General features: G+C 67.8%; 23 protein-coding genes. 13 read left to right on the plus strand and 10 right to left on the minus strand.

The annotated features are described in order from the left end of the window. Positions 1-11 precede the first annotated feature (11 nt). From AMK26_RS13045 to AMK26_RS13055, 3 genes are all read left to right on the plus strand, one after another. Positions 12-1,184, plus strand: a complete 1,173-nt coding sequence (locus tag AMK26_RS13045; RefSeq protein ID WP_107420941.1) for a S8 family serine peptidase — start codon at positions 12-14, stop codon at positions 1,182-1,184. Positions 1,185-1,254: 70 nt separating this feature from the next. Then, positions 1,255-1,581 carry a hypothetical protein gene (locus AMK26_RS13050; RefSeq protein ID WP_073754667.1) on the plus strand — a complete coding sequence of 109 codons (327 nt, stop codon included), beginning with the start codon at positions 1,255-1,257 and terminating at the stop codon, positions 1,579-1,581. A gap of 49 nt (positions 1,582-1,630) precedes the next feature. Continuing rightward, a complete protein-coding gene (locus AMK26_RS13055) occupies positions 1,631-1,936 on the plus strand; it encodes a WXG100 family type VII secretion target (protein ID WP_073754668.1) in 306 nt (101 codons plus the stop codon). A gap of 81 nt (positions 1,937-2,017) precedes the next feature. On the opposite strand, the gene AMK26_RS13060 is transcribed toward AMK26_RS13055, so the two are convergent. From AMK26_RS13060 to eccCa, 8 genes are all read right to left on the minus strand, one after another. Continuing rightward, entirely contained in the window at positions 2,018-2,251 is a 234-nt protein-coding gene (locus AMK26_RS13060) for a DUF397 domain-containing protein (RefSeq protein ID WP_073754669.1), read from the minus strand. A 205-nt stretch (positions 2,252-2,456) separates the two neighbouring features. Further along, positions 2,457-2,909 carry a hypothetical protein gene (locus tag AMK26_RS13065; RefSeq protein WP_143608509.1) on the minus strand — a complete coding sequence of 151 codons (453 nt, stop codon included), beginning with the start codon at positions 2,907-2,909 and terminating at the stop codon, positions 2,457-2,459. A 63-nt stretch (positions 2,910-2,972) separates the two neighbouring features. After that, complete coding sequence (locus AMK26_RS13070) at positions 2,973-3,395, minus strand: hypothetical protein (protein ID WP_073754671.1); 423 nt, start codon at positions 3,393-3,395, stop codon at positions 2,973-2,975. 687 nt (positions 3,396-4,082) lie between these two features. After that, on the minus strand, positions 4,083-5,006 hold the full coding sequence (locus AMK26_RS13075) for a hypothetical protein (RefSeq protein ID WP_143608511.1): 924 nt from the start codon (positions 5,004-5,006) through the stop codon (positions 4,083-4,085). Between the two features lie 146 nt (positions 5,007-5,152). After that, positions 5,153-6,217: a hypothetical protein gene (locus AMK26_RS13080; RefSeq protein ID WP_073754673.1), complete on the minus strand. Its 1,065-nt coding sequence runs from the start codon at positions 6,215-6,217 to the stop codon at positions 5,153-5,155. A gap of 8 nt (positions 6,218-6,225) precedes the next feature. Next, complete coding sequence (locus AMK26_RS13085) at positions 6,226-8,514, minus strand: hypothetical protein (RefSeq protein WP_073754674.1); 2,289 nt, start codon at positions 8,512-8,514, stop codon at positions 6,226-6,228. 135 nt (positions 8,515-8,649) lie between these two features. Continuing rightward, entirely contained in the window at positions 8,650-9,096 is a 447-nt protein-coding gene (locus AMK26_RS13090) for a hypothetical protein (protein ID WP_073754806.1), read from the minus strand. 94 nt (positions 9,097-9,190) lie between these two features. Beyond that, positions 9,191-13,141, minus strand: coding sequence for a type VII secretion protein EccCa (gene eccCa, locus AMK26_RS13095; RefSeq protein ID WP_073754675.1), 3,951 nt, complete (start codon positions 13,139-13,141; stop codon positions 9,191-9,193). 173 nt (positions 13,142-13,314) lie between these two features. Between eccCa and eccD the strand changes: the two genes are divergently transcribed. The 7 genes from eccD to AMK26_RS13130 all read left to right on the plus strand — a co-directional run bounded on the left by eccD (position 13,315) and on the right by AMK26_RS13130 (position 20,935). Further along, positions 13,315-14,793: a type VII secretion integral membrane protein EccD gene (eccD, locus tag AMK26_RS13100; RefSeq protein WP_073754676.1), complete on the plus strand. Its 1,479-nt coding sequence runs from the start codon at positions 13,315-13,317 to the stop codon at positions 14,791-14,793. 193 nt (positions 14,794-14,986) lie between these two features. After that, positions 14,987-15,277, plus strand: a complete 291-nt coding sequence (gene rpsO / locus AMK26_RS13105) for a 30S ribosomal protein S15 (protein WP_003958228.1) — start codon at positions 14,987-14,989, stop codon at positions 15,275-15,277. A gap of 291 nt (positions 15,278-15,568) precedes the next feature. Beyond that, entirely contained in the window at positions 15,569-17,791 is a 2,223-nt protein-coding gene (locus AMK26_RS13110) for a polyribonucleotide nucleotidyltransferase (protein ID WP_073754677.1), read from the plus strand. After that, positions 17,788-19,167 carry a M16 family metallopeptidase gene (locus AMK26_RS13115; RefSeq protein WP_073754678.1) on the plus strand — a complete coding sequence of 460 codons (1,380 nt, stop codon included), beginning with the start codon at positions 17,788-17,790 and terminating at the stop codon, positions 19,165-19,167. The genes AMK26_RS13110 and AMK26_RS13115 overlap by 4 nt, the downstream gene beginning before the upstream one ends. 37 nt (positions 19,168-19,204) lie before the next feature. Further along, complete coding sequence (dapB, locus tag AMK26_RS13120) at positions 19,205-19,960, plus strand: 4-hydroxy-tetrahydrodipicolinate reductase (protein WP_073754679.1); 756 nt, start codon at positions 19,205-19,207, stop codon at positions 19,958-19,960. An 8-nt stretch (positions 19,961-19,968) separates the two neighbouring features. After that, entirely contained in the window at positions 19,969-20,421 is a 453-nt protein-coding gene (locus tag AMK26_RS13125; RefSeq protein WP_073754680.1) for a hypothetical protein, read from the plus strand. A 109-nt stretch (positions 20,422-20,530) separates the two neighbouring features. Next, positions 20,531-20,935 carry a hypothetical protein gene (locus AMK26_RS13130; RefSeq protein ID WP_079277557.1) on the plus strand — a complete coding sequence of 135 codons (405 nt, stop codon included), beginning with the start codon at positions 20,531-20,533 and terminating at the stop codon, positions 20,933-20,935. A gap of 66 nt (positions 20,936-21,001) precedes the next feature. Here AMK26_RS13130 and AMK26_RS13135 read toward each other — a convergent pair whose 3' ends face one another. Both AMK26_RS13135 and AMK26_RS13140 read right to left on the minus strand, forming a co-directional pair. Continuing rightward, positions 21,002-21,547, minus strand: a complete 546-nt coding sequence (locus AMK26_RS13135; protein ID WP_073754681.1) for a hypothetical protein — start codon at positions 21,545-21,547, stop codon at positions 21,002-21,004. Positions 21,548-21,654: 107 nt separating this feature from the next. Continuing rightward, positions 21,655-21,897 (minus strand): hypothetical protein, encoded by a 243-nt coding sequence (locus tag AMK26_RS13140; protein WP_073754682.1) that lies wholly within the window; start codon positions 21,895-21,897, stop codon positions 21,655-21,657. 170 nt (positions 21,898-22,067) lie between these two features. On the opposite strand from AMK26_RS13140, the gene thyX reads away from it, so the two are divergent. The 3 genes from thyX (at position 22,068) to AMK26_RS13155 (ending at position 25,704) form a co-directional block, all read left to right on the plus strand. Beyond that, the gene (gene thyX, locus AMK26_RS13145; RefSeq protein ID WP_073754683.1) at positions 22,068-22,808 is read left to right on the plus strand and encodes an FAD-dependent thymidylate synthase; all 741 of its coding nucleotides are present in this window, start codon (positions 22,068-22,070) and stop codon (positions 22,806-22,808) included. Between the two features lie 199 nt (positions 22,809-23,007). After that, entirely contained in the window at positions 23,008-23,907 is a 900-nt protein-coding gene (gene dapA, locus AMK26_RS13150; protein ID WP_073754684.1) for a 4-hydroxy-tetrahydrodipicolinate synthase, read from the plus strand. Between the two features lie 111 nt (positions 23,908-24,018). Further along, the gene (locus AMK26_RS13155) at positions 24,019-25,704 is read left to right on the plus strand and encodes a ribonuclease J (protein WP_073754685.1); all 1,686 of its coding nucleotides are present in this window, start codon (positions 24,019-24,021) and stop codon (positions 25,702-25,704) included. Positions 25,705-26,191: the final 487 nt, after the last annotated feature.

Here is a 26,191-nt window from a genome sequence, read left to right on the forward strand (position 1 = left end):
TGCTCGGAGCTATGTCCGCGCTCCTCGCCACTTGGACCATCGCGGTTCCGGCGGCGCAAGCAGACGATATGCGCTCGCGCCAGTGGTACCTCGACGCCATGAAAGCCGACGAGCTGTGGAAGGTGTCGACGGGCAAGGGGGTCACGGTCGCTGTACTCGACTCGGGGGTGGACTCAACAGTGCCGGAGCTGCACGGGAAGGTGTTGCCAGGCCGGAACTTCTACGATCCGGAGGGGGGCACCGGGCGCGTCGATGGCAGGGACACAGAGCGACACGGTACCAACATGGCCATCGCTATCGCGGGCAACGGCTCCGACGGTGGCATCAAAGGGCTGGCCCCAGGAGTGAAGATCCTTCCCGTAAAAGTAGGGCTTTATAGGGGAAACTTCAGCATCCTGCAGTCGTCCGCCAAGGGAATCCGATACGCGGTGGACCATGGGGCGCGCGTTATCAACATCTCCATGGGCGGGCCGGAAGAGGTGGAGGAAGTCCCGCAGTGGCGTAGTGCGGTCGACTACGCCCTGAAGAAGGGGGCGCTGATTTTTGCCGGCTCCGGCAACGAAGGCGAGGCAAAGCGTTCCTACCCAGCGGCCATCCCCGGTGTCATTGCGATCGGAGCACTCGACAGCAAGGGCAAAGTGGCGAAGTTCTCCAACTATGGTGACCACCTTACGCTTGCCGCGCCTGGAGTGTCGGTGCCCGGCCGCTGCACGGACGACGGGAGCCGCTATTGCGAGACCGGCGGCACCAGCCAAGCCACCGCAATCGCCTCCGCCTCCGCCGCACTCATCTGGTCCGCCCACCCCGACTGGACCGCCAACCAGGTCCTGCGCGTCATGATGCAGACCGCCGGCCATGTCGGCCCCGTACCGAGCAAGTACATCGGTTACGGCTCGGTCCGCCCCGCGCAGGTACTGCTGGAGGGCAAGGGCGACCCCGGCGCGCCCGATGTGAACCCGCTTCTCGCCGCGCAGGCGAAGAAGTCGCCGGGACCAGGGACTTCCCCCTCTCCTGAGGGCACGGGGGCAAGCGGCAAGGGCTCTGACCAGGCATCCAAGGAGCCTGTGGCAGCGGCCAGGCCCGACGAGGGGGGCTTCCCGCTCTGGGGCATTGTCGCGAGTGCCGTCGCGGTCGTCGCCATCGGCGCCGTCGTGGCGGTGGGTGTACGCAGCAGGAGAGCGTAGCTGTACGCGTCACCATCAGGCCGGGCGAACGCCAACAGCTCGGCATCGGAACCGATTTGAGGAGACTCACATGACCAGCCCTACAGGCGGGTTCGGACTTGCCGACGATCCGGTCATCCAGGCGAAAAACAAGATCATGGAGACCGGCAATGAGGTGAGCAGGCAGGCTCGGGAGCTGGCCAACATCATCGAGACGGCCAGCGCCGGCTGGACCGGTGTCGGTGCGGCGGGCTTCAAGAAGGCCCAGATCCAGCTCAACGAGGACCACGACAGGATTCGTCGGCTCCTGGGCGTGCTGCTCAACGCGGTCGGTGAAACCAAGAACCTGAGCAACGCCAACGACGTGGAGGTTCAGAACTCCTTCAAGGCCGCGAACTCCCAGCTGAACTTCTTGTAAGCGGCACCGTCACTCTTCCCCAGACCGACTGACAAGCAAGGAGTCCAGCATGGCTGAAGACCTCGGCACCAAGGTCCAGTATGCGAGCGTCCAGGAGATGGCCAACCGCATCCGCGTCGTTTCCCAGGGCATCATCAACGACCTCGCGGAGATGGACGCGGCCGTCAAGGTGGTGACCGGTACCTGGGACGGTGAGGCCTTCGCCCAGTACACCGCCCTTCAGAAGAAGTACCGCGACCTGGCCGACGACATGAAGAACCGCCTGGAGCTCGTCGCCAAGGCGATCGAGGCAGGCAAGGAGAACTACCGGTCGACCGACGTCAAGGCGTCGCAGCTGTTCACCGAGGCCTACTGACGGCCGGCCGCCCCGCGGCGGCGCGTACCAAGGAGGGGCCTGCTCCGGCCGGAGCAGGCCCCTCCTTACGTTTTCGTACGCTCACTGAAGGTCGAACTCGCCATCCTTCGCCCCGAGCACGAACGCGGTCCACTCCGCCTCCGTGTACCGCAGAACGGTGTCGGGATCCAGGGACGACCGCATCGCGACGGCGCCCCCCGGCAGATGCGCGATCTCCACCCGCTCCTCGTCAGGGCTGGTACCGGGCGCGCCCTGCCACTTCACACCACTGATGTCGAGCGCGTACAGCTCGTCCTTCTCCTGCTGAGTGCCCATCAGGCGTGCTTCCCTTCGCGAGGTGCTGGAACGGCGTTGCGGCTCGATTATCTGTCGACCGGGCCCGGGGTGTCACAGGGAACGTACGGAATCACCCGACGCCACCTCTCGGCTGGCCCCGCCGGCCGCCCGCTCTCGACGAGCGGGCTCGCCGCGCGCGCCTCGTTCGGCTCTGCGGCAGGGCGGGCGAACATCTCCTCCTGGGTCATAGGTCGAATGCCTCAATCCATACACGTGCCTCGGCCTCGGCAACCTTCGCGGTCCAGATGTTGAGGTCCTCAGCTGTTCCGGCGGTCGGTTGAGTGAAGCGCACGCCGCGGGAGACTGACTTCTGGAACTCTTCGGGGCCGGGAGCGTCGATCTTCGCGAAGAACTCCTCGTGCTCTCCATCGATGGACCGGAGGAAAATTCCCACTTCGGCAGAAGGCATCACGAAAGTGAGCGCCGCCGCGTCGTCCTGGAACCCGTGCTTGTAACCCCAACGGATGTCACGAGCAACTGCGGGTACGGTCACCCGTGCGTAGGCCTCGACTTCGGCTTGCGGAATCGTGCGGTCCCAGCCGTCGTGCGCCGCGCTTGGCGACGGGTGCAGTCGCCCCGGATCCGCTTCGGAGGAGGTGCACCCAGCGGCGCCGAGCAGCAGCGTGATCAGGAGCATGCCGCCCAGTGGATGGGCCGCGCGCAACAGCCCTTGCCGGGATAGCGCTATTCTCATCGCCAATCACCTCTTCTGGGCCCGTCCGACGACCTTGTTGTTGAGGTCGGTCACCGCTTCTGGGTGGTCTCGCAGGTAGATGCGCTCGTGGGCGGTGAGCTTCGATTCGTTGTACTTCACGTTGCCGTCCGCATCGACCAGCATGTCGGCGTTGCGCGCGTCCTGAACGACGGACTCCAGACGGCTCTTGAGTTCCGTGAACTGCTCATGGGCGTCCCGCAGGAGCTTGGCTATCGCCTGCGCCTGTGTCTGGGCCGCCGCGTACTCGTAGCGGGTGGCGGTGAAGTTCGTGTGGGCGGCGATCGCGTAGAGACCGCTAATGTCCGGGCCGCGCGTGATCTTCTGTATGTGTTCCCCGTACGCGGCTTCCCGGAGTTGGTCGTCGTGACTTCCTTGTACGTGAGCACGTCCTACTCCCCGTTGTGTCATCGGTGGCCTGGCGGGAGATCACGTTCTGTGCCGTAGCCGCCAGGTTGGCGACCCGGCTTACGCCCGCGTGAGCCTTTGTTCCGCCCGAGGGGCGGAGGTCTACCGCCCTTGGCCGCCGGTTCTGGGCGGGACGAGACCGAACTCGGCGTACGTCCCGACGTCGGTGCTCATGAACGCGCTTCGGGTCTGCCGCAGCCTGGCTTCCTCCGTCGACAGTCGTCTGTTTTGACCTGGCTCTCCCAGGTCTCCTTCAGCTTTTTCAGACCGGCACAGGTGTCCCAGCCGGCGAAGCCCGCGATGGAGGCGTCAAAGGTCGATCTCCTGCTGGGCGCTGAGCCGTCACTGATCCATCTCGCTCAGCAGTTCCTGCCGGGTCGACTCGCTCCTGTTCCTTGCCTGGCGCCATCTACCGCGTATGTCGACTGCCTGAGCGGTGAGCCGGTCGGGGCGGCACTCGGGCTTGACCGGACATGCACAGGGGGCGTCTAGGAAGCATCGCGTGCCCGTCGCCGCAGCCCTCTCCCGCTCACCTTGTAGCACTTTTTCTCGCGTTGAGACGATTTCCTCCATGTGCCGTTTGCTCGCCGCTGAGTGTCCATCAGGCGCTGTCCATCGTGAGGCGTTGGATCGGCGTTGCGGCTCGATTATCCGTCGACGCCTCCCGGGTGTCACAGGAACCGGTGAAAATCACCCACCGGTCACCTGCGTGCGGAACTCGTCCAGGGGCATGGTCCTGTCCTTCGCCGGCAGGTCCATCGTGAACTTGTCGCCGAAGGAGTCGTACGTTGTGGTGCTCGTCCGTCCGTCCCGGAACGACTCCAGCACGAGCAGTCGGGACGTGCCCTTCTCGATGAAGTAGGTGTCGGACGCGTTACCGCTGAAGACCTGAATGGCCATGGTCGGCCGACCGCCTATGTTCCGGTCCTTGGCAGGCGTGTGCTGGCCACTCTCGGAGATCTTGTAGTAGGTGTCGCAGCCCTGACCGGTCTCCGTGGTCACGTACACGTCCTTGAGGCGATCGGGCACGGTTATCGCCTGCCCCCGCTGCTTCAGCATGTCGGCGAGGAGCGGGGCACTGGTATACGTCGTGCCGTCCTTGCAGTAAAGGTCCCCTGTCGAGCCTTCGCCTGTCGCCCGCAGGTGAAAGCCCTTGTCGGGGTCCGACCAGATCTCCTGTTTCCCGCCACTGAACGCGGTAGTCGTGCCGGTGGCGTGGAACGACGTCGTGTTCATCGTGGTATTGGCGTCCTGGATGACCTCTGTCTCCGTGTCACCTCCACCGCTGCTCTTGTCGGCGTCCTTGGCGGCGCAACCAGTCATCACCCCGATCACGACGGCCAGGACGGCCAGGGAACGCAGTGCGGTACGCAAGGCGAACATCACTCCTGTCTTCGATATCTGGACGACCTGCGGCAGCAGGATCGCTCTCTTGTCATGGCAGGCGGCCTGCACGATTTTCTCCAAGCGGCCGGTGGCCGCTAGGAGTTGTCTGTAACGGTGCTCGGGGCTGGCTCGCGCAGCGGGCGTTCGATGACTGCGGTGTGCCAGGTATGGGGCTCCCTTGCTCTTGTGGTGGGTGACGGCGGCGGTGATGCCGGCCAGGACGCCCATTGCGCGTGCGTTCTTTGTCGCCGGGGGCCAGAACTTCGTCTTGGTGGCCTTGCTGCTGACGGCAACGAGCCGACTCTGGATCGAGCAGGGCAGCTGAGTGCGCGTCGCCCTGGCACGGTCGCTCCCGGCATACGCGCCGTTCCGCCTCATTCTGATGGGCCAGTGATAGCTGGGCAGCCGAGCGCCGTACCAATTTTGGAGGTGAAGGCCTTGAAGAGTGACGCTGACTTGGGAGAATCAGATTGCTCCGTGGACCGGAAGTATTGCTGACCGAGGCGCATGGAGAAGTACGTTGCCTTGCCCGCACAATCGGCGACTACGTGCGTGTCATCCACTCCGGAAACCTTCCATCCCGGAATGGGAGACGCTTCGGAATACTCGGGATACTTCTTGAGGCTTGCCAAGACGACGGGGTCCTGCACTACGGAGAAGGTGAGATAGCCGGACTCGCGCACAGAAGCCTCACTGTCCTCCAGCGTCACGGAACACGACCAGATCCGGCTCAGAGCCTCAGGTAGGGTCTCCTGGACCTTTGCATTCGGGCCGGCCACAGAGGTGGGCAGCGACAGCCCCGTGATGCCGCAGAGCTTTTGTGGGTCGGCAGTCCGCGGCCTGGGTGTGGGTGCGAGCTTGGTCGGCGCCTTCAAGTTCGTGTCGCTGCACCCCGTGCGTTCGACCAGCCTGTTGGCCGTATCCACCAGGAGTCGGACGAGTGCCATTCGGCTTTCCTGGGTGACCTGCCCTCTCCGTACGTCTCCCCTCACCACGGCTGCCTGTTCCGTCGCACACGAGGCAGGCAGCCACACCCAGGCACGGTCGTCATCCACGACCGCGCCTGTCGCGTTGCCCGAGAAGAACGCGATGTTGGCAGGGTCGGGCCCGCCATTGTCCGTGAACGGGAAGTCTGCCCGCTCCCTGGTTACGGAGATGAACAGCTCCTGGTCATCAGAGCCCGGAACCACCGACTTGCTCACAATGGTGCAGTCGAACAGCAGAGGGTCTCCGTCTGAGCTCGTCGGGCCTTCCTCGTCGGAAAGACTGCCCGTCTTTGCGAAAGCCGCTTCAACGAACTTCGCAGAGACTCGTCTATCGCAGAGCTGATCCCGTCCCAGCAGGTTGGTGTTCAGGGCGATGTGCAGGCCGGCCAGGCTCACAGCAAGCGCGGAAAGCAGTGCGATGGTCTTCCAGCCACGTATGATCTTCTTTGGCATGGCTCGTTTCAGCTCCTGGTACGCAGAGCCGTGTAAGCATCCTCACGGCCGCTCTTGTAACTCTGGTCTGCTTCTCCCCTGGCATTCTTGAAGGCTTCGGAATTTTCCACTCCGCGCTGCTCCGCCCAGCCTTGGAGGAGCATGTTCGTACCGGTCAGGCCGCTGGCGGAATCCGAACTGTCCTTCGCCCTGGCGATGTCGTTCTTCTCGGCGATGACGTCCTTGGACCACTCGTACGTCACGGCGTCCACCATCCGCTGCGCCGCGTCACCGACCACCGGAATCGTATTGAAGACACCGCCGACCACGTGGTAGCTGTAACGGGCGTCGTCGTTGATCTTGCCGACCTGTGCGTCGCGAACATCCAGCGTCATGTCCGAGCCGATCCCGGTCAAGGTGCCCATCACCGAAGCGACCTCGCGGGACTTGGTGTTCCAGTCGCCGACGACGTTGTTGACCTGATGCTCCGGGGCATTCCTGGCGGATGCCAGGTGCTCGGCTGCGATCCGCTTCTCGGCCTCGTAAAGAGCATCGAACACGAGGATGGGATCCCCGTCAGAGGTCTTTCCAAGCACGCCGTCCGAAACCCCGCGCATAACGCGGATCAGGCTTTGCTCGCCGTTGGCAATCCGAGACTGATCACCATCGCGCTCGATTGTGGGCAGGCCTCCCGGGCTGTGGGACGGTTGCCCACTCAGAATAGAGAAAAGATCTTCGGAGTAATCGGTCATGGCGCGTCCGAGGGGTACCTTCAGACCTTCTGGAATGGAGTCGCCCTTGCTGTCCTGGTCCAAGAGCTTGATGGTCTCGTGCATGATGCTGGCTTGCATTTCGCTGTGCGGGCCGGGAGCACCTACGGGTGCTCCCGGCTGGTGGCCGGTGGTGGCCGCTTCCAGGGCTGCCGCGAAGCCGACTCGAGCGTCGCCGTCCTCCGTGGGAGCGCCATAAGTGATTCGTGATGTTTCGGTGTTGGCGCCCCATTCGGAATGCTCCGGCACGATTCCATTCCAGTCGCGTTCCCGGAGCAGATAGTTGAGGGCCGAATTCTTTGGGTCGGTGCCTGGGGTCAGGAAGTCGGTTGAAGCGTCAGGATGCTTGCTCAGCAGGCCGAGTGCGCTGTCCAGCGGATCGTTGACAAACCAAGGGGAATTCTTCTCGTTGTATGCCTGATTGATGTCCCAGATGTTGCCCTTGCTGCCCTTCTCCGCGGCATAAATGTCCTGGGCCAGGCCCTTGACGAAGTCCGGGGCGTACTTCCCTGTGTCGCCGCGCTCCATGAGGCCCATGAGGACCTGGTAGCCCAGAACCTTCCCGTCCGACCCCTTGGCCGGAGTGCCGGGGCCGGTCGGACCTTCGAAGTCCTTGACACCGATGCTCCGCATGTCAGCGCGCCACTTCGCCTGGAACTTGGGGTCTGTGGCGGCAGTGGCAATGGAGTTGGCGATGCCGCCCTTGATCGACTCGTATGTGCCTTTGTTCTCCTTGTCCTTGACGTAGGCGAGTGAGTCGATTCGATTGGCGAGCTTCAGCGTCCCCTCCGCCCCCATGCCGCTGAGGAAGGTGTGGGTGAAGGTCTTGTCCTTGTTGTTGTCGCGGAACGCGCGGTTGAACTCCGCGTACTCCGCGGCCGAGACCTTCTCGCCGTTGTTGATCCGGGTGGCGATGTCCGTGGCGTTGATGGCCTCGTACGCTTCGATGTCGCCCTTGGCGCCCGCGTTGAAGCCGTTCAGCGTCTCGTCGTTGCCCTTGCCGAAGGCGTCCTTGTTGCTGTCGACGACGACCGCTTCCAGGGCCAGCTTGACGCCCTGGTCGGCGTCGTCGAACGCCTTCACGACGTCCTGGATGCGTTTGGTCCAGTTCTCTTCCCGCTGCCGCTTCGCTGCCTGTGCCTCGGGGAGGTGGGACAACTCGTTCTGTTCCCCACGGGTGATGGTCTTGGGATCACGGGTGGCCTTGCCGTTCTCGTCGATCAGCATGTCGTCCTCGCGGGCGGCCTGCACGACGTTGTTCAACCGCCCCTTGAGTTCCGTGAACTGCTCATGGGCGTCCCGCAGGAGCTTGGCTATCGCCTGCGCCTGTGTCTGGGCCGCCGCGTACTCGTAGCGGGTGGCGGTGAAGTTCGTGTGCGCGGCGATCACGTAGAGACCGCTCATGTCCGGACCGAGCGTGATCTTCTGTACGCGCTCGCCGTACGCAGTTTCCGCCTTCTTGAACTCGCGGGCTGATTCGTCCCACTTGTCGGCGGTCGTCGTCAGGTGACCGAAGTTGGTCGTCGTGACTTCCTTGTACGTGAGCACGTCCTACTCCCCGTTGGTGTTGTATCGGTGATCTGGTGGCAGACCACATTGCGTGCAATGTGCGGCCGGGCGGTTTGTGGTGGCGACCCGGCGTACCGCCCGCGTGACCGTTCGTTCCGCCCAAGGGCTGGAGGTCTACTGCCCTTGGCCACCGGTCTTGGGCGGGATCAGGCCGAACTCGTTGTACGTTCCGACGTCGGTGCTCATGAAGGACGTCCGGGTCTGCCGGAGCCTGGCTTCCTCCGTTGACAGCCGTCCCTTGAGCGTTTTGACCTGGCTCTCCCAGGTCTCCTTCACCTTCTTCAGACCGGCGCAGGTGTCCCAGCCGCCGAAGGCCGCGATGGCGGCGCCCATCGCCTCGTTCGGACGGGTGGCCGCGAAGTTCGTCTGCGTGGTGATCTCGCCCGCGATGGCGTCCGCGGCGGCCCGCTTCTGCGCCGGTGAGGACGCCAGGGTGCCGGTGCCCCCCGGCCCCGTACCGCCGCCACCACCCGTGCCGTTCAGCCGCGTACTCGCGGACTCCTGGCCGGCGGACTCGGCAGCCGCGGAGCGCAGCCGGCTCCATTCCTGATCGAATCCCATGTCTTCCTCCCGTGGATTGGTCCGGATCTGGACTCCGTCGATTTCCATGAAGCTGTCGTGCGGTTCACGCCTGGTCACGATGCGCCGCAGCGGATCACAGCTCCGGCATCTTCCCCAGCTGCACCAGCGACGCCCCGCCCTTCCGCGCCGCGAAGAAGCCGCGTCCCGGAGGCAGCGGTCGCGGGCGGACGTTGCCGATCAGGTCGCCCTCGGAGGGGTCGCCGGACAGGACCACGCCCTGTGCGCCCAGCTCCTTGATGCGCTGCATGAAGCTCTCGTACATCGACCGCGACGCCCCGGCGGAGTTGCGGGCGATGATGAAGCGGACGCCCGTGTCGCGGGCGAAGGGCAGGAAGTCCGTGAGCGGTGCCAGAGGGTTTCCGGAGCCGGCGGCGACCAGGTCGTAGTCGTCCACGATGATGAAGATCTGCGGGCCCGACCACCAGCTGCGGTCACGCAGCTGCTGGGGTGTGACATCGGCCGGCGGCTGCCGCCGCGCGAACAGGCCCGCCAGGGCCTCCATGTGCATCTGCATCGAGCTGGCCATCGGCGCGTACTCGAGCAGGTGCTCCTCGGGCAGGGCACCGAGCAGCGCCCGCCGGTAGTCACCGACGACGAGCTTCGCCTCGTCCGCGGAGTACCGCTCGGCGATCTGCTTGGCGATCAGCCGCAGCAGGTTCGTCTTGCCGGTCTCGCTCTCGCCGAAGATCAGGAAGAACGGATCGGTCTCGAAGTTGACGAACACCGGCTCCAGATTGGCCTCGTCGATGCCGATCGCCACACCGCGCTGCGGGAACTCGAAGCCCTTCGGCAGGTGGTCGGCCAGGATCTTGCGCGGCAGAAGCCGCACGCCCGGCGCCGGAGGCCCGCCCCAGCTGCCCTTGACAGCCTGCACGAACGCGGCCGTGCCGTCCGCCAGGTCAGCCGCGCTGCTGGAGCCGTCGATGCGCGGCAGCCCACCCATGAAGTGCAGCTTCTCCGGTACCTGGCCGCGCCCCGGCACACCCGCCGGGACGTTCGCCGCGACCTTCCGGTCGAACTCCGAGTCCATGACGTCACCGAGCCGCAGCTCCAGACGCCCGAGCATCTGGTCCTTGAGCGCCGCCCGCACCTCCATGTACCGGGCGGCGGTGATGATGACGTGGATGCCGTAGCCGAGACCGCGTGCCGCGAGGTCGGCGACGACCGGCTCCAGCATCTCGTACTCGGCCTTGAAGCCGCCCCAGCCGTCGATCACCAGGAACACGTCGCCCCACGCCTCGCCCGGCAGTTCACCCGCCGCGCGCTTGCGCCGGTAGGTGGCGATGGAGTCGATGCCCTGGGAGCGGAAGAACTCCTCCCGCCGGTTCAGCACGCCCACGACCTCCGCGACTGTACGCCGCACCCGCTCCGGGTCCAGGCGGGACGCGACGCCGCCCACATGCGGCAGGTCCGCCAGCGAGGACATACCGCCGCCGCCGAAGTCCAGGGCGTAGAACTGCACCTCGTACGGCGTGTGCGTGAGCGCGAACGACGAGATCAGCGTCCGCATCAGGGTCGACTTGCCCGACTGCGGCCCGCCCACGACCATCATGTGGCCCGCCGCGCCCGAGAAGTCCCGGTACAGCACCTCACGGCGCTGCTCGAACGGCTTGTCGATCAGGCCCAGCGGCACGGTCAGACCGCCCGGACGGGTGTACTCCGTCGCCGTGAGGCCCCGCTCCGCCGTCGGCGCGAGACCGGGCAGCAGCTGGTCGAGCGACGGCGCCTGGTCCAGCGGCGGCAGCCACACCTGGTGGGCGGGGACGCCCTGGCCCTCCAGCCGGCGCACGATGACGTCGAGGACGGTGTCGGCGAGCGCGTCGTCCTCCTCGCTCCGCGAGGGGCCGAGGTGCGCCGGATCCGGCGCCGCGTACACCACCGGCACCGGGGGCGCGGTGAAGACGGCCGGGCGCCGCTCGATCGGCAGCTGGCCGGCCGACAACTGCGGCCCGCCCGTGCGGTACGTACCCGAGACGTACGCCGCCTTGAAGCGCGTCATCTCGTCCGTACCGAACTTGAGGTAGCCCGAACCGGGCACCGACGGCAGGTGGTACGCGTCCGGCACACCGATCGCCGTACGCGACTCGGCCGCCGAGAAGGTCCGCAGACCGATCCGGTACGAGAGGTAGGTGTCCAGGCCGCGCAGCTTGCCTTCCTCCAGGCGCTGCGAGGCGAGCAGCAGGTGTACGCCCAGGGACCGGCCGATACGGCCGATCTGGATGAACATGTCGATGAAGTCGGGCTTGGCGGTGAGGAGTTCGGAGAACTCGTCGATCACCAGGACGAGTGACGCCAGCGGCTCCAGCGCGGCACCCGCCGCCCGCGCCTTCTCGTAGTCGTGGATGTTGGCGTAGTTGCCGGCCGACCGCAGCAGCTCCTGCCGGCGCTGCAGTTCACCGCGGATCGCGTCACCCATGCGGTCGACGAGCGTCAGGTCGTCGGCCAGGTTGGTGATGACGGCGGCCACGTGCGGCATCTGCGACATGCCCGCGAACGTCGCGCCACCCTTGAAGTCCGCGAGCACGAAGTTCAGCGTCTCGGAGGAGTGCGTCACCGCCAGACCGAGCACCAGGGTGCGCAGCAGCTCCGACTTGCCGGAACCGGTCGCGCCCACGCACAGCCCGTGCGGGCCCATGCCCTCCTGCGCGGCCTCCTTCAGGTCCAGCATCACCGGCTGGCCGTCCTCGCCGACACCGATCGGTACGCGCAGCCGCTCGGCCGTCGACCGGGGCCGCCACGTCCGCGCCACGTCCACCGCGGCCGCGTCACCCAGGTTCAGCAGGTCGGTGAAGTCCAGGTTGGCCAGCAGCGGTTCGTCGTCGTCGCCCCCGCCCGTCCGCAGCGGCGCCAGCTGCCGCGCCAGCGCCTCGGCCGCTTCCAGGGAGATGGTGTCCGGCACCCCTTCGTACGCGAAGCCCGCCCCCGACTCCAGCCGCAGCCGTCCCGGCCGCACCACCACGGAGAGCCCACCGCGCGGCTCGTCCAGGTCACCCGAGACCACCTCGACGATGGTCACGCCCTGCAGGCCCTCGGCCGCCGCGAACAGCGAGTCCGGCGGCACCATCCCGCCGTCGAGCACCACCACGATGTGCGGCTGGTCCAGCACCGGCTGATTGTCCCGGCTGAACCGGGGCCGCCCGTCGAGCCGGCTGTGCAGCAACTGCTCCAGCTCACCCAGGTCGTCCCCGAACAGCCGCCTCGTACCGGCCCCGTCGAGCTGACCCGGCACCTGGGTGTGCGGCAGCCACTTCGTCCAGTCCCAGCGCGGTACGGCACCGGGCGCGGCGACCACCGCGACCATCAGGTCCTCGGGGGAGTGCAGCGTCACCAACTGCGAAACCAGGGCCCGCGCCGCCCCCTGCGCCGCCTCCGGCTCGCCGGACACCGTCACGTGGTAGAACGCCCGCATCGACACGGCCATCGGCAGCCCGTCCAACGAGCCGTGCACGGCCAGGAACTGCTGCATCGCCCCCGCGCACAGCGGCTCCAGCTCGTCGACCGGCGCCGTCTCGGGCGCCACCAGCGGCGTCGACAGCTGCTGCGCGCCGAGCCCGACCCGTACCTGCCCGAAGTCCTTGTCGCCCACGCGCCGTTCCCACACCCGCGAGCCCTCGGCCACCACCGACCACAGCTGCTCGGGGGAGGGGTGCAGATACAACTGGGCGTCGCGCTGGGCACGGGCGGTCTTGCGGACCGTACGCCGCGTCTGTGCGAGGTATTTGAGGTAGTCGCGCCGCCCATCGGCAATTTGCCCCTGCGTACCACGCCGGTATCTGACGATCTGCGCGACGACCATCGCGACCGTCGACGCCAGCATCAGAACGCCCATGATGCGCATCATCGGAGACGGCGTCATGAAGAAGAAGACCACCGACGAGCCCATGCCGAGGACCGGCAGGATCTGCATCAGCATGCCCTCCTGCTGCCCCCGCGGCAGTTCCGGCGGAGCCTCCAGAGTCAGCTCTTCCGTGGGCACTTCCGGCGGAAGAGACCGCGGCGGGCGTTTGACGACGATCTGGCTCACCGGAGCATCAATCCCTCGGGTACGGACGGAAGTCGGAAGGCGGTTCCGCACCGGCGCCCCCGTGGCGACGGCCTCCTCCCGCGACAGGCGATCCTACTTGCAGCCACTGACACGGCTGCCCGGTAGGGTGGCGCGCGCACCGTGCGCAACCGCGAATCAGGGGGTCCACACACGTGAGTACGACCGCAGCGACCGGCTTCTGCCGCGTCACCGTCGTGGCGCCGGACAGCCGGATCGATGTCGCTCTCCCCGAGGACATCGCCGTCGCCGACGTCTACCCGGAGATCCTCCGGCTCACCGGCCAGACCCAGGCGCCCGGCACCCCCACCGGCTACCACCTCGTCCGCCGTGACGGCACCGTCCTGGACGGCGCCCGCACTCTCGCCGCCCAGCAGGTGCTCGACGGCGAGGTCCTCTCGCTGCGCCCGTTCGCCGAATCGCTCCCGCCGGCCGTCTTCGACGACGTCTCCGACGCCGTCGCCTCCGCCGTCACCCGCGACCGTCATCTGTGGAGCGACGACCTGCTGCGCGCGGCGGGTCTCGTCGGTGGCGTCCTGCTGCTGGTCCTCATGGGCTTCGTGCTCTGGTTCGCCGACCCCGTCCGCCACGACATGCACGGCCTGCCGGGCATCATCGCGGGCGCCGTCGGACTGCTGCTGACCGCCTTCGCCGGCGTACACGCCAGGGTCTACGGCGACCGCGCCACCGCCGTCGCCCTCGGCCTCGGCGCGCTGCCGCTGCTGCTGATCGCCGGCTCCGGCGTCATCGGCCCGGCCGCCGGCCACGGGCCGGGACGGCTGCAGTTCCTGCTCGGCTGCGTCGCCGTGCTGGTCGCCTCCGTCGCCCTGGTCGCGCTCACCCCGAGCGGAGACGCCCCCTTCGTGGCGGCCACCTTCCTGTCGACCGTCGGCACCCTCGCCACCTTCGCGGCCATCCTCACCGAGGCCTCCGCCACCGGGACCGCCGCCGTCTGCGCACCGGTCGCCATCGGCCTGGTCGCCTTCCTGCCGGGCCTGTCCGCCCGCTTCGCCCGCCTCCCCATCGGGTACGCCGCGCCGCGCGGCGCCACCGGCGGCTACGACGACGACACGTTCGCCGACCCGAACGAGGCCCCCGACGCCCAGCCCGTCGACGCCGAGCGGATCGCGCTCCAGGCCCGCCGCGGTCACGAGATGCTGCTGGGCCTGGTCGGCGGCTGCGCGGCCGTCGTCGTCGGCTCCGCCGCCGTCCTGGGCTTCGCCGGCAACGTCTGGGGCGAGCTCCTGGCGCTCGCGTCCGGCCTCGCGATGCTGCTGCGCGCCCGTCTCTTCCGCTACACCTCGCAGGTCGCCTGCGTCCTGGTGGCCGGGATCGCCGCCATCGCCCTGCTGGTGCTGGGCCTGTCCCTGAACCCGCCGGCCGACCTGGTGTACGAGCTGGTCCGGTACGGGGACCGGGGCGCCCTGGACATCCGTACCATCTGGCTCACCGCCTCGGTCGCGGCCGGAGCCGCCCTGATCACCGCGATCGGCCTGGTCATCCCGAAGAAGGGCCTGTCCCCCTTCTGGGGGCGCCTGCTCGACCTCGCCGAGGGCGCGGTCCTGCTCTCCCTGGTCCCGCTGTGCCTCGCCGTCCTGGACGTCTTCATGGCGGCCCGCTCGCTGACGAGCTAGCACGCCCGCCCCGCGACCCAGCGCAAGGCCCGCACCAGCAGGCTGGTACGCTGTGTAGCGGCCGTTCGTGTACGCGCTCCCGGATCATCTGGAAGCTGCGCTCATCGGACCTTCGCCTCCGAGTCACGGAAGCTCCCCTGAGACCAAGACCAGGGGCACTCGCGGGCGCATCGAACACCAAGAGGAGTACCGAGTGTCTCTCGACGCCGCTACGAAGAAGCAGATCATGGCCGAGTTCGGCACCAAGGAGGGCGACACCGGCTCCCCCGAGGTCCAGGTCGCCATGCTCTCCCGCCGCATCTCGGACCTCACCGAGCACCTCAAGACCCACAAGCACGACCACCACTCCCGTCGTGGTCTGCTGATCCTGGTCGGCCAGCGTCGCCGTCTGCTGCAGTACCTGGCCAAGAAGGACATCCAGCGCTTCCGCGCGCTGGTCGACCGCCTCGGCATCCGCCGCGGTGCGGCCGGCGGCGCCAAGTAAGACGCCGTGAAGGGAGCGGTTCCCACGATCAGGGGGCCGCTCCCTTTGCTGTACGTGCGGAGTGTCACCACCCCTTTGTAGGCTGGTCGCACAACGCCATAACGAAAATTCCATAAGTACGCACAGGAGAGGCGCCCTCGCCGCCGCCGGTCCTCGGTAGTGGCCCCCGGGAGACACACCCCGGGTGCTTCGATCGAAGACCGGCCCGCACACAAGGCGCGCTTCTCCGCCCCGTCCCTCCGCCACACGGGCGCACGGGACCAAAGACGACAAGTAATGGAGAAACCGCTAGTGGAGAACGAGACCCACTACGCCGAGGCCGTCATCGACAACGGCTCCTTCGGCACCCGCACCATCCGCTTCGAGACGGGCCGCCTGGCCAAGCAGGCCGCCGGCTCCGCCGTGGCGTACCTGGACGACGACACCATGGTGCTGTCGGCCACCACCGCCTCCAAGAAGCCCAAGGACCAGCTCGACTTCTTCCCCCTGACGGTGGACGTCGAGGAGCGGATGTACGCGGCCGGCAAGATCCCCGGCTCCTTCTTCCGCCGTGAGGGCCGTCCCTCCGAGGACGCCGTCCTCACCTGCCGCCTGATCGACCGGCCGCTGCGCCCCTCCTTCAAGAAGGGCCTGCGCAACGAGATCCAGATCGTCGAGACGATCATGGCGCTCAACCCCGACCACCTGTACGACGTGGTCGCGATCAACGCCGCCTCCTGCTCCACGCAGCTGGCCGGCCTGCCCTTCTCCGGCCCGATCGGCGGCACCCGTGTCGCCCTGATCAAGGGCCAGTGGGTCGCGTTCCCGACGCACACCGAGCTCGAGGACGCCGTCTTCGACATGGTCGTCGCCGGCCGCGTCCTGGAGGACGGCGACGTCGCGATCATGATGGTCGAGGCCGAGGCCACCGAGAAGACCATCCAGCTCGTCAAGGACGGCGCCGAGGCCCCCACCGAGGAGGTCGTCGCCGCCGGTCTGGAGGCTGCCAAGCCCTTCATCAAGGTGCTGTGCAAGGCCCAGTCGGACCTCGCCGCCAAGGCCGCCAAGCCGGTCGGCGAGTTCCCGGTCTTCCTCGACTACCAGGACGACGTCCTGGAGGCGCTGACCGCCGCGGTCAAGACCGAGCTCTCCCAGGCGCTCACCATCGCCGGCAAGCAGGAGCGCGAGACCGAGCTGGACCGCGTCAAGGAGATCGCCGCCGAGAAGCTGCTCCCGCAGTTCGAGGGCCGCGAGAAGGAGATCTCCGCCGCGTACCGCGCGCTGACCAAGAAGCTGGTCCGCGAGCGCGTCATCAAGGACAAGGTCCGCATCGACGGCCGTGGCCTGACCGACATCCGTACGCTCGCGGCCGAGGTCGAGGCCATCCCGCGCGTGCACGGCTCGGCGCTGTTCGAGCGTGGCGAGACCCAGATCCTGGGCGTCACCACCCTCAACATGCTCCGTATGGAGCAGCAGCTGGACACCCTCTCCCCGGTGACCCGCAAGCGCTACATGCACAACTACAACTTCCCGCCGTACTCCGTCGGTGAGACCGGCCGCGTCGGTTCGCCCAAGCGCCGCGAGATCGGCCACGGCGCGCTCGCCGAGCGCGCGATCGTGCCGGTCCTGCCGACGCGCGAGGAGTTCCCGTACGCGATCCGCCAGGTGTCCGAGGCCCTCGGCTCCAACGGCTCGACGTCCATGGGCTCGGTCTGCGCCTCCACCATGTCGCTGCTGAACGCCGGTGTGCCGCTCAAGGCCCCCGTCGCCGGTATCGCCATGGGCCTGATCTCCGAGGAGGTCGACGGCAAGACGCACTACGTCGCGCTGACCGACATCCTCGGCGCGGAGGACGCCTTCGGCGACATGGACTTCAAGGTCGCCGGTACGAAGGAGTTCGTCACCGCCCTCCAGCTCGACACCAAGCTGGACGGCATCCCGGCCTCCGTCCTGGCCGCGGCCCTCAAGCAGGCCCGGGACGCCCGCCTCCACATCCTCGACGTGATGATGGAAGCGATCGACACGCCGGACGAGATGTCCCCCAACGCCCCGCGGATCATCACCGTCAAGATCCCCGTGGACAAGATCGGTGAGGTCATCGGCCCCAAGGGCAAGATGATCAACCAGATCCAGGAGGACACCGGCGCCGAGATCACGATCGAGGACGACGGCACCATCTACATCGGTGCCCAGGTCGGCTCGCAGGCCGAGGCCGCCCGCGCCACGATCAACGGCATCGCCAACCCGACCATGCCGGAGGTCGGCGAGCGCTACCTGGGTACGGTCGTCAAGACCACCACCTTCGGTGCGTTCGTGTCCCTGATGCCGGGCAAGGACGGCCTGCTGCACATCTCGCAGATCCGCAAGCTCGCCGGTGGCAAGCGCGTGGAGAACGTCGAGGACGTGCTCGCGGTCGGCGCCAAGGTCCAGGTCGAGATCGCCGAGATCGACCAGCGCGGCAAGCTCTCCCTGGTCCCCGTGATGGCGGACGAGGACGCTGCCGAGGGCGAGACGAAGGACGACACCGACCAGTGACGTCCCGTAGTTCGAAGGCGACGGCCCGCACCTCCCCGGAGGCGCGGGCCGTCGCCCGTACCCAAACGCTTCTCAAGGGCAGGGACGGCATCGGCACGGTCCGCCGCACCACCCTGCCCGGCGGCCTCCGTATCGTCACCGAGACCCTGCCCTCGGTCCGCTCCGCCACCTTCGGCATCTGGGCGCACGTCGGCTCCCGCGACGAGACGCCCACCCTGGGCGGCGCCACGCACTACCTGGAGCACCTCCTCTTCAAGGGCACGCACAGGCGCAGCGCCCTCGACATCTCCTCCGCCATCGACGCGGTCGGCGGCGAGATGAACGCCTTCACGGCGAAGGAGTACACCTGCTACTACGCGCGCGTGCTGGACACCGACCTGCCGCTCGCCATCGACATCGTCTGCGACATGCTCACCGGCTCGCTGATCCTCCAGGAGGACGTCGACGCCGAGCGCGGCGTGATCCTCGAAGAGATCGCGATGACCGAGGACGACCCGGGCGACGTCGTCCACGACCTGTTCGCCAAGACGATGTTCGGCGACACGCCGCTGGGCCGCCCGGTCCTCGGCACCGTCGACACCGTCGAGGCGCTCACCGCCGACCGCATCCGCCGCTTCTACAAGAAGCACTACGACCCCACGCACCTGGTCGTCGCCGCCGCCGGCAACATCGACCACGCCACGGTCGTACGCCAGGTCCGCCGCGCCTTCGAGAAGGCCGGCGCCCTCACCCGTACGGACGCGGTCCCGGTCGCCCCGCGCGACGGCCGGCGCACCATCCGCACGGCGGGCCGCGTGGAGGTGCTCAGCCGCCGCACCGAGCAGGCCCACGTCGTCCTCGGCGTGCCGGGCTTCGCCCGCACCGACGACCGCCGCTGGGCCCTGGGCGTACTGAACACGGCCCTGGGCGGTGGCATGTCCTCGCGCCTGTTCCAGGAGGTCCGCGAGAAGCGCGGCCTGGCCTACAGCGTCTACTCGTACACGTCGGGCTTCGCCGACTGCGGCCTGTTCGGTGTGTACGCGGGCTGCCGCCCCAGCCAGGTCCACGACGTCCTGAAGATCTGCCGGGACGAGCTGGACCGGGTCGCGGCGGACGGCCTGACCGACGACGAGATCGAGCGGGCCATCGGCCAGCTCAAGGGCTCCACCGTCCTCGGCCTGGAGGACACCGGCGCGCTGATGAACCGGATCGGCAAGAGCGAGCTGTGCTGGGGCGACCAGATGTCGGTCGACGACATGCTCGCCCACATGGCGGCCGTCACCCCCGATGATGTACGAGAGGTGGCCGCCGAGCTCCTCGGACAGCGCCCGTCGCTGTCGGTGATCGGCCCCCTGAAGGACAAGCAGGCGGACCGCCTCCACGAAGCGGTGGCGTAACGAACCCCCTGACGGAACCGAAGGAAGAAGCACGAGCATGAGCAGCAAGCTGCGGGTCGCGGTCATCGGCGCCAAGGGACGCATCGGCTCCGAAGCCGTACGCGCCGTCGAGGCCGCCGACGACATGGAACTGGTCGCGGCCCTCGGCCGGGGCGACAAGCTCGAGACGCTCGCCGAGACCGGCACCCAGGTCGTGGTGGAGCTGACCACCCCCGCCTCCGTCATGGGCAACCTCGACTTCTGCGTACGCCATGGCATCCACGCCGTGGTGGGCACGACCGGCTGGACCGAGGAGCGTCTCACCCAGCTGAACGGCTGGCTGGAGGCCTCGCCCGACACGGGTGTCCTGATCGCGCCGAACTTCTCCATCGGCGCGGTCCTCACCATGAAGTTCGCGCAGATCGCGGCGCCCTACTTCGAGTCGGTCGAGGTCGTCGAGCTGCACCACCCCAACAAGGTGGACGCCCCCTCCGGCACCGCCACCCGCACCGCTCAGCTGATCGCCGCCGCCCGCGCGGAGGCCGGCTGCGCCCCGCAGCCGGACGCCACGACGACGGCCCTGGACGGCGCCCGGGGCGCGAACGTGGAGGGCGTCCCGGTCCACGCCGTACGCCTCAGGGGCCTGCTGGCCCACCAGGAGGTGCTGCTGGGCGGCGAGGGCGAGACCCTGACGGTCCGCCACGACTCGCTGCACCACAGCAGCTTCATGCCGGGCATCCTGCTCGGCGCGCGCCGTGTGGTGACGACCCCGGGCCTCACCTTCGGCCTGGAACACTTCTTGGACCTGGGCTGATCGCCGTCATGCGCGCGAAGCTCACGTATCTCGTCACGGCTGCCGTCCTGGTCGTCTACTTCGTCCTGGTCGGCAGCCGGGGCGTGATGCTGATCCAGCAGGGCACCGCGCTCACCGTCACCTTCGGCTGCGCGGTGCTGATCCTGCCGGTCATCGGCGTCTGGTTCCTATGGAAGAACACCCAGTTCGTCACCAAGGCCAACCGCCTGGCCGCCGAACTGGAAGCCGAAGGCGGCCTGCCCGTCGACGAGTTGAAGCGCACGCCCGGCGGCCGCATCGACCGGGACTCCGCCGACGCCGTCTTCGCCAAGCGGCGCGAGGAGACCGAGGACTCACCGGACGACTGGCGCTGCTGGTTCCGGCTCGCGGTCGCCTACCACGACGCCCGCGACACCCCGCGCGCCCGCAAGGCGATGCAGCACGCGATCGCCCTCCACGAGGGCCGCCCGACCCGGGCCTGACCGAGGCGGCGACAGACGGCCACAGTCGGCACATCTACGCTTCCGCGGCGTATGGACAGCCGGTACGCCGCCGTCCATGCTCTCCCTACCGATGAGGGGGGAGCCTGTCATGTCCCAGCAAGCGGCGCCCGAACGGATGCCCACCAAGCTCAAGTTCGCCCTGGCGTTCGTGTGGTTCCAGGGCCTGATGAACGTCGTGTCCGCCGTCCTCATCTTCTCCCTGGTGAGCGACAGAGTGGACCACGGACAGGACGAGGACGCCGGTGTCCTGCGTGCCATGGCGTATGTGTCGCTGCTGGCCGCCGCGGCGCTCATCGCCGCGGCGGTCCTGGCGTTGCGCCGCCTGAACTGGGTCCGGATCGCCGTTATCGTCATCGAGGCGATCCTGATGGCCGGCGCGGTGTTCACCCTGTTCTCCGGCGGAGGGGGACCGGTGATCGCCGGTCTCGTGCTGGCCGCCGTCGTCATCGCGTCGTTCGCCTCGGCCGAGGGCAAGGCCTGGTTCACCCGCTGAGACGACCGGGCTCCGGCCCTCCGAGGAGGACCGGAGCCCGGTCGAGAGCGACAAGCCGTACGGTGTCTAGGACCGCCCGTACTCCGCGCTCCAGGCCTCGACCGTGTCGGCCGCCCGGTCGAACGCCTCGACCCGCGCCAGGAAGTCCGCGTTGTGGTCGGTGAGCAGCGCCAGCTGCTCACCACCCTTGCGTACGGCGACGAGAGCCTGCCCCTGCACCGTGCGCGGCAGCCCGAGCCACCGCACGGGCTGCTGGACGGTGCGTACGTCGGTGGTCTGCGCCCAGGCCAGTGTCGTGGTCCGGAAGAACGCGACGCGCCGCAGACCGTGCCGGCTCACCCAGGTCCCCACGCGCAGCATGCGCAGTGCGCAGACGACCACCAGGGCCGCCAGCCCGAAGCACACGATCGCGGCCGACGGCGCCCCCGCGAAGGCGATGATCATGGTGGCCAGCAGCATGAACGAGGCGAGCAGCAGTGCCACCGCCGCCGCGGCGACCCGCCAGGGCCCCGGGCGGTACGGACGGCGCCACTGATCGTGGTCGTCGAACGGCAGCGCGACGTCCTCGTCGGTGTCGAAACCACGGTCGGCCGTCAGGAAGGGCAGGGGCACGGCTGATCCTCACTCATACGCACGCTCGATGGGGCTGTGCCGGGTGAGGCTACCCAGCGGTCCGACGCCCGGCCACCCCAGGGTGGCCGTACGGGGCAGTCCCCGCGTCAACGTCCGTGGGATGCCTCGGACTGCTGACTGTGACCGGTGCTGGCGGGGCCGGACTCCATCGCCGGAAGGCCGAAGAGCAGCGACCCGACCAGACCGGCCACGACGGTCAGCCCGATCAGCGTACGGCCGGCGACCTCCGAAAGGCTGGGACGCTGCCGAGCCGGGGGAGTGACGTTACTGCGGAAGCGGTCGGCCTCGGCGACGAACGCGAACGGGACTGCCTCACGCCGGCGGAACATGTGTGAGAACCCTCCTTGAAAACTCGTGATGGACGCTGCTACAGGAACAGACGCGCGAAGCAGCGGTTTGGTGCCCCTCTCGGTGCCCGAATTCAAGGGATTCATGTGCTGTCAGTGCCGGGCCGTAGAGTGGGCGCCGCCCGAGCGATGCAATTGGAAGGACCCCGCCGGTGACCGACACCCCCGCCGAAGACCTCAAGCCCAGCTTCCGCAGCGATGTGACCGTCGAGCTGGTCAAGCACAGCGCCGCCGACTCCGACGTCCTGTGGGCGGCCCGCGTCTCCACGGCAGGCGAGCAGTCCCTCGAGGAGCTCACGAAGGACCCCGAGCGCTCCAAGGGTCTGATCAACTACCTGATGCGGGACCGGCACGGCAGCCCCTTCGAGCACAATTCGATGACGTTCTTCATCAGCGCCCCGATCTTCGTCTTCCGCGAGTTCATGCGGCACCGCGTGGGCTGGTCCTACAACGAGGAATCCGGCCGCTACCGGGAGCTCCAGCCGGTCTTCTACGTCCCGGACGCCTCCCGCAAGCTCGTCCAGCAGGGCCGCCCCGGCAAGTACGTCTTCGTCGAGGGCACCGAGGAGCAGCAGGCCCTCGTGGAGCGCACGATGGAGACCTCCTACGTCCAGGCGTACGAGGCGTACCAGGAGATGCTCGCCGCCGGCGTCGCCCGCGAGGTCGCCCGCTCGGTCCTCCCGGTCGGCCTGTTCTCCTCGATGTACGCCACGTGCAACGCCCGCTCGCTGATGCACTTCCTCGGCCTGCGTACGCAGCACGAGCTGGCCAAGGTCCCGTCCTTCCCGCAGCGGGAGATCGAGATGGTGGGGGAGAAGATGGAGCAGGAGTGGGCGCGGCTGATGCCGCTCACGTACGCCGCCTTCAACGCCAACGGCCGCGTCGCTCCGTAGTCGTCCCAGGTCACGGCACGGCACAGATGTACGGATCATCCGCCTGAAGTGTCCGTATTGCGGCGTTTCGAGAAGTTCATCTAGGCTGATCAAACGGACCCGGCACTGCTTGAACCCCCGAGCAGGCAGTGCCGGGCTCCACCTCCCTCACGTCCCCCGAGGGGACCCGGCGGGCAGAGCAGCGAGTAGCGTGTTACCCATGGCTCCGATCTCGACTCCGCAGACCCCCTTCGGGCGGGTCCTCACCGCTATGGTCACGCCCTTCACGGCGGACGGCGCACTCGACCTCGAAGGCGCTCAGCGGCTCGCCACCCACCTGGTGGACGCAGGCAACGACGGCCTGGTCATCAGCGGCACCACCGGCGAGTCCCCGACCACCAGCGACGCGGAGAAAGACCAGCTCGTACGAGCGGTCCTCGAGGCGGTCGGCGACCGTGCCCACGTCGTCGCCGGCATCGGCACCAACGACACCCACCACTCCATCGAGCTCGCCCGCGCCGCCGAACGCGCCGGCGTACACGGCCTGCTCGCCGTCACCCCGTACTACAACAAGCCCCCGCAAGAGGGCCTCTTCCGCCACTTCACCGCCATCGCGGACGCCACCGGCCTCCCCGTGATGCTGTACGACATCCCCGGCCGCAGCGGCGTCCCGATCGACACCGAGACGATCGTCCGCCTCGCCGACCACCCCCGCATCGTCGCCAACAAGGACGCCAAGGGCGACCTGGGCCGCGCCAGCTGGGCCATCGCCCGCAGCGGCCTCGCCTGGTACTCCGGCGACGACATGCTCAACCTCCCGCTGCTCTCCGTCGGCGCCTGCGGCTTCGTCTCCGTCGTCAGCCACGTCGTCACCCCGGAGCTCCGCGCCCTCCTCGACGCCCACCTCACCGGTGACGTCCAGAAGGCCACCGAGATCCACCAGCAGCTGCTCCCGGTCTTCACCGGCATGTTCCGTACGCAGGGCGTGATCACCACCAAGGCCGCCCTCACCCTCCAGGGCCTCCCCGCCGGGCCGCTGCGCCTGCCGCTGGTGGAGCTCTCCCCGGAGGAAACCGCTCAGCTCAAGATCGACCTCGCCGCCGGCGGGGTACAGCTGTAGCCACAGACTTCATAACTGAATACGAACAATCACCTGACAACAGCAAGTGCACGAATGTCACACGCGCCACGTGCCTCACTGGTACGTGGCGCGTGTGGTGAGGAGAGTCTTTTGAGTCATCCGCATCCTGAACTGGGCGCGCCCCCGAAGCTGCCCAAGGGCGGCCTGCGCGTCACCCCGCTCGGCGGTCTCGGCGAGATCGGCCGGAACATGACCGTCTTCGAGTTCGACGGCCGCCTGCTGATCGTCGACTGCGGCGTGCTCTTCCCCGAGGAGGAGCAGCCCGGCATCGACCTGATCCTTCCGGACTTCACCAGCATCAAGGACCGCCTCGACGACATCGAGGGCATCGTGCTCACGCACGGTCACGAGGACCACATCGGTGGCGTCCCCTTCCTGCTCCGGCTCAAGCCGGACATCCCGCTCATCGGCTCCAAGCTGACGCTCGCGCTCATCGAGGCCAAGCTCCAGGAACACCGGATCCGTCCGTACACCCTGGAGGTCTCGGAGGGCGACCGCGAGCGTCTGGGCCCCTTCGACTGCGAGTTCGTGGCGGTCAACCACTCCATCCCGGATGCGCTGGCCGTTGCCATCCGCACCCCCGCGGGCATGGTCGTCCACACCGGTGACTTCAAGATGGATCAGCTCCCGCTGGACGGCCGTCTCACCGACCTGCACGCCTTCGCGCGCCTCAGCGAGGAGGGCATCGACCTCCTCCTCTCGGACTCCACGAACGCCGAGGTCCCGGGCTTCGTCCCGCCCGAGCGCGACATCTCCAATGTCATGCGCTCGGTCTTCGCGGGCGCCCAGAAGCGCATCATCGTGGCCAGCTTCGCCAGCCACGTGCACCGCATCCAGCAGATCCTCGACGCGGCCCACGAGTACGGCAGACGAGTCGCCTTCGTCGGGCGTTCGATGGTCCGGAACATGGGTATCGCCCGTGACCTGGGCTACCTCCGCGTCCCGGCCGGCCTGGTCGTCGACGTCAAGACCCTCGACGACCTCCCGGACCACGAGATCGTGCTCGTCTGCACGGGCTCGCAGGGCGAACCGATGGCGGCCCTGTCCCGCATGGCCAACCGGGACCACCAGATCCGCATCGTCCAGGGCGACACCGTGATCCTGGCGTCCTCCCTGATCCCGGGCAACGAGAACGCGGTCTACCGCGTGATCAACGGCCTGACCCGCTGGGGCGCCAACGTCGTCCACAAGGGCAACGCCAAGGTCCACGTCTCGGGCCACGCCTCGGCCGGCGAGCTGCTGTACTTCTACAACATCTGCAGGCCGAAGAACCTGATGCCGGTCCACGGCGAATGGCGCCACCTCCGTGCCAACGCCGAGCTCGGCGCCCTGACGGGCGTCCCCAAGGACCGCATCGTCATCGCCGAGGACGGCGTCGTGGTCGACCTCGTCGACGGCAAGGCCAAGATCGTCGGCAAGGTCCAGGCGGGGTACGTGTACGTCGACGGCCTCTCGGTCGGCGACGTCACCGAGGTGCACCTGAAGGACCGCCGCATCCTCGGCGAGGAGGGCATCATCTCGGTCTTCGTGGTGGTCGACTCCACGACCGGCAAGATCACCGGCGGGCCGCACATCCACGCCCGCGGCTCCGGCATCGAGGACAACGCGTTCGACGCGGTCATCCCGAAGGTCCAGGACGCCATCGCCAGGTCGGCCGCCGACGGAGTAGCGGAGCCGCACCAGCTCCAGCAGCTGATCCGCCGCACGATCGGCAAGTGGGTCTCCGACACCTACCGCCGGCGCCCGATGATCCTCCCGGTGGTCGTCGAGGTCTGACGCCCCACCAGCTCGCTTGCGGAGCGGGGCCCCCGATTTGCATCGGGGCGCCCCGCTCCAGTACGTTTACGGCTCCGCCTGATCGGGAACCCGGCACACCTGTGTGCCTGACAGGGTGCCCAGGAGGGGCCGGAATTCCGACTCAGAATCTCTGATAAAGTCGGTCCAGCCGAAAGGCAAAGGCCCTCCAACGGCCGCCGGAAACTGAATCCGAACCGGAAACGGAACGGAAAAACGATCTGGTAAGGTTGGAAACACGAAATACCGAAGGGAAGCGCCCGGAGGAAAGCCCGAGAGGGTGAGTACGAAGGAAGCGTCCGTTCCTTGAGAACTCAACAGCGTGCCAAAAATCAACGCCAGATTAGTTGATACCCCGTCCATCTTCGGATGGTCGAGGTTCCTTTGAAGAAAACACAGCGAGGACGCTGTGTGCGACCGGGATTATTCCTCCTGGTCGCACCGCTCTCGTGGTGTTCATCCCGATTAC

The sequence above is a fragment of the Streptomyces sp. CB03234 genome, from assembly GCF_001905885.1.
Taxonomy (GTDB): domain Bacteria; phylum Actinomycetota; class Actinomycetes; order Streptomycetales; family Streptomycetaceae; genus Streptomyces.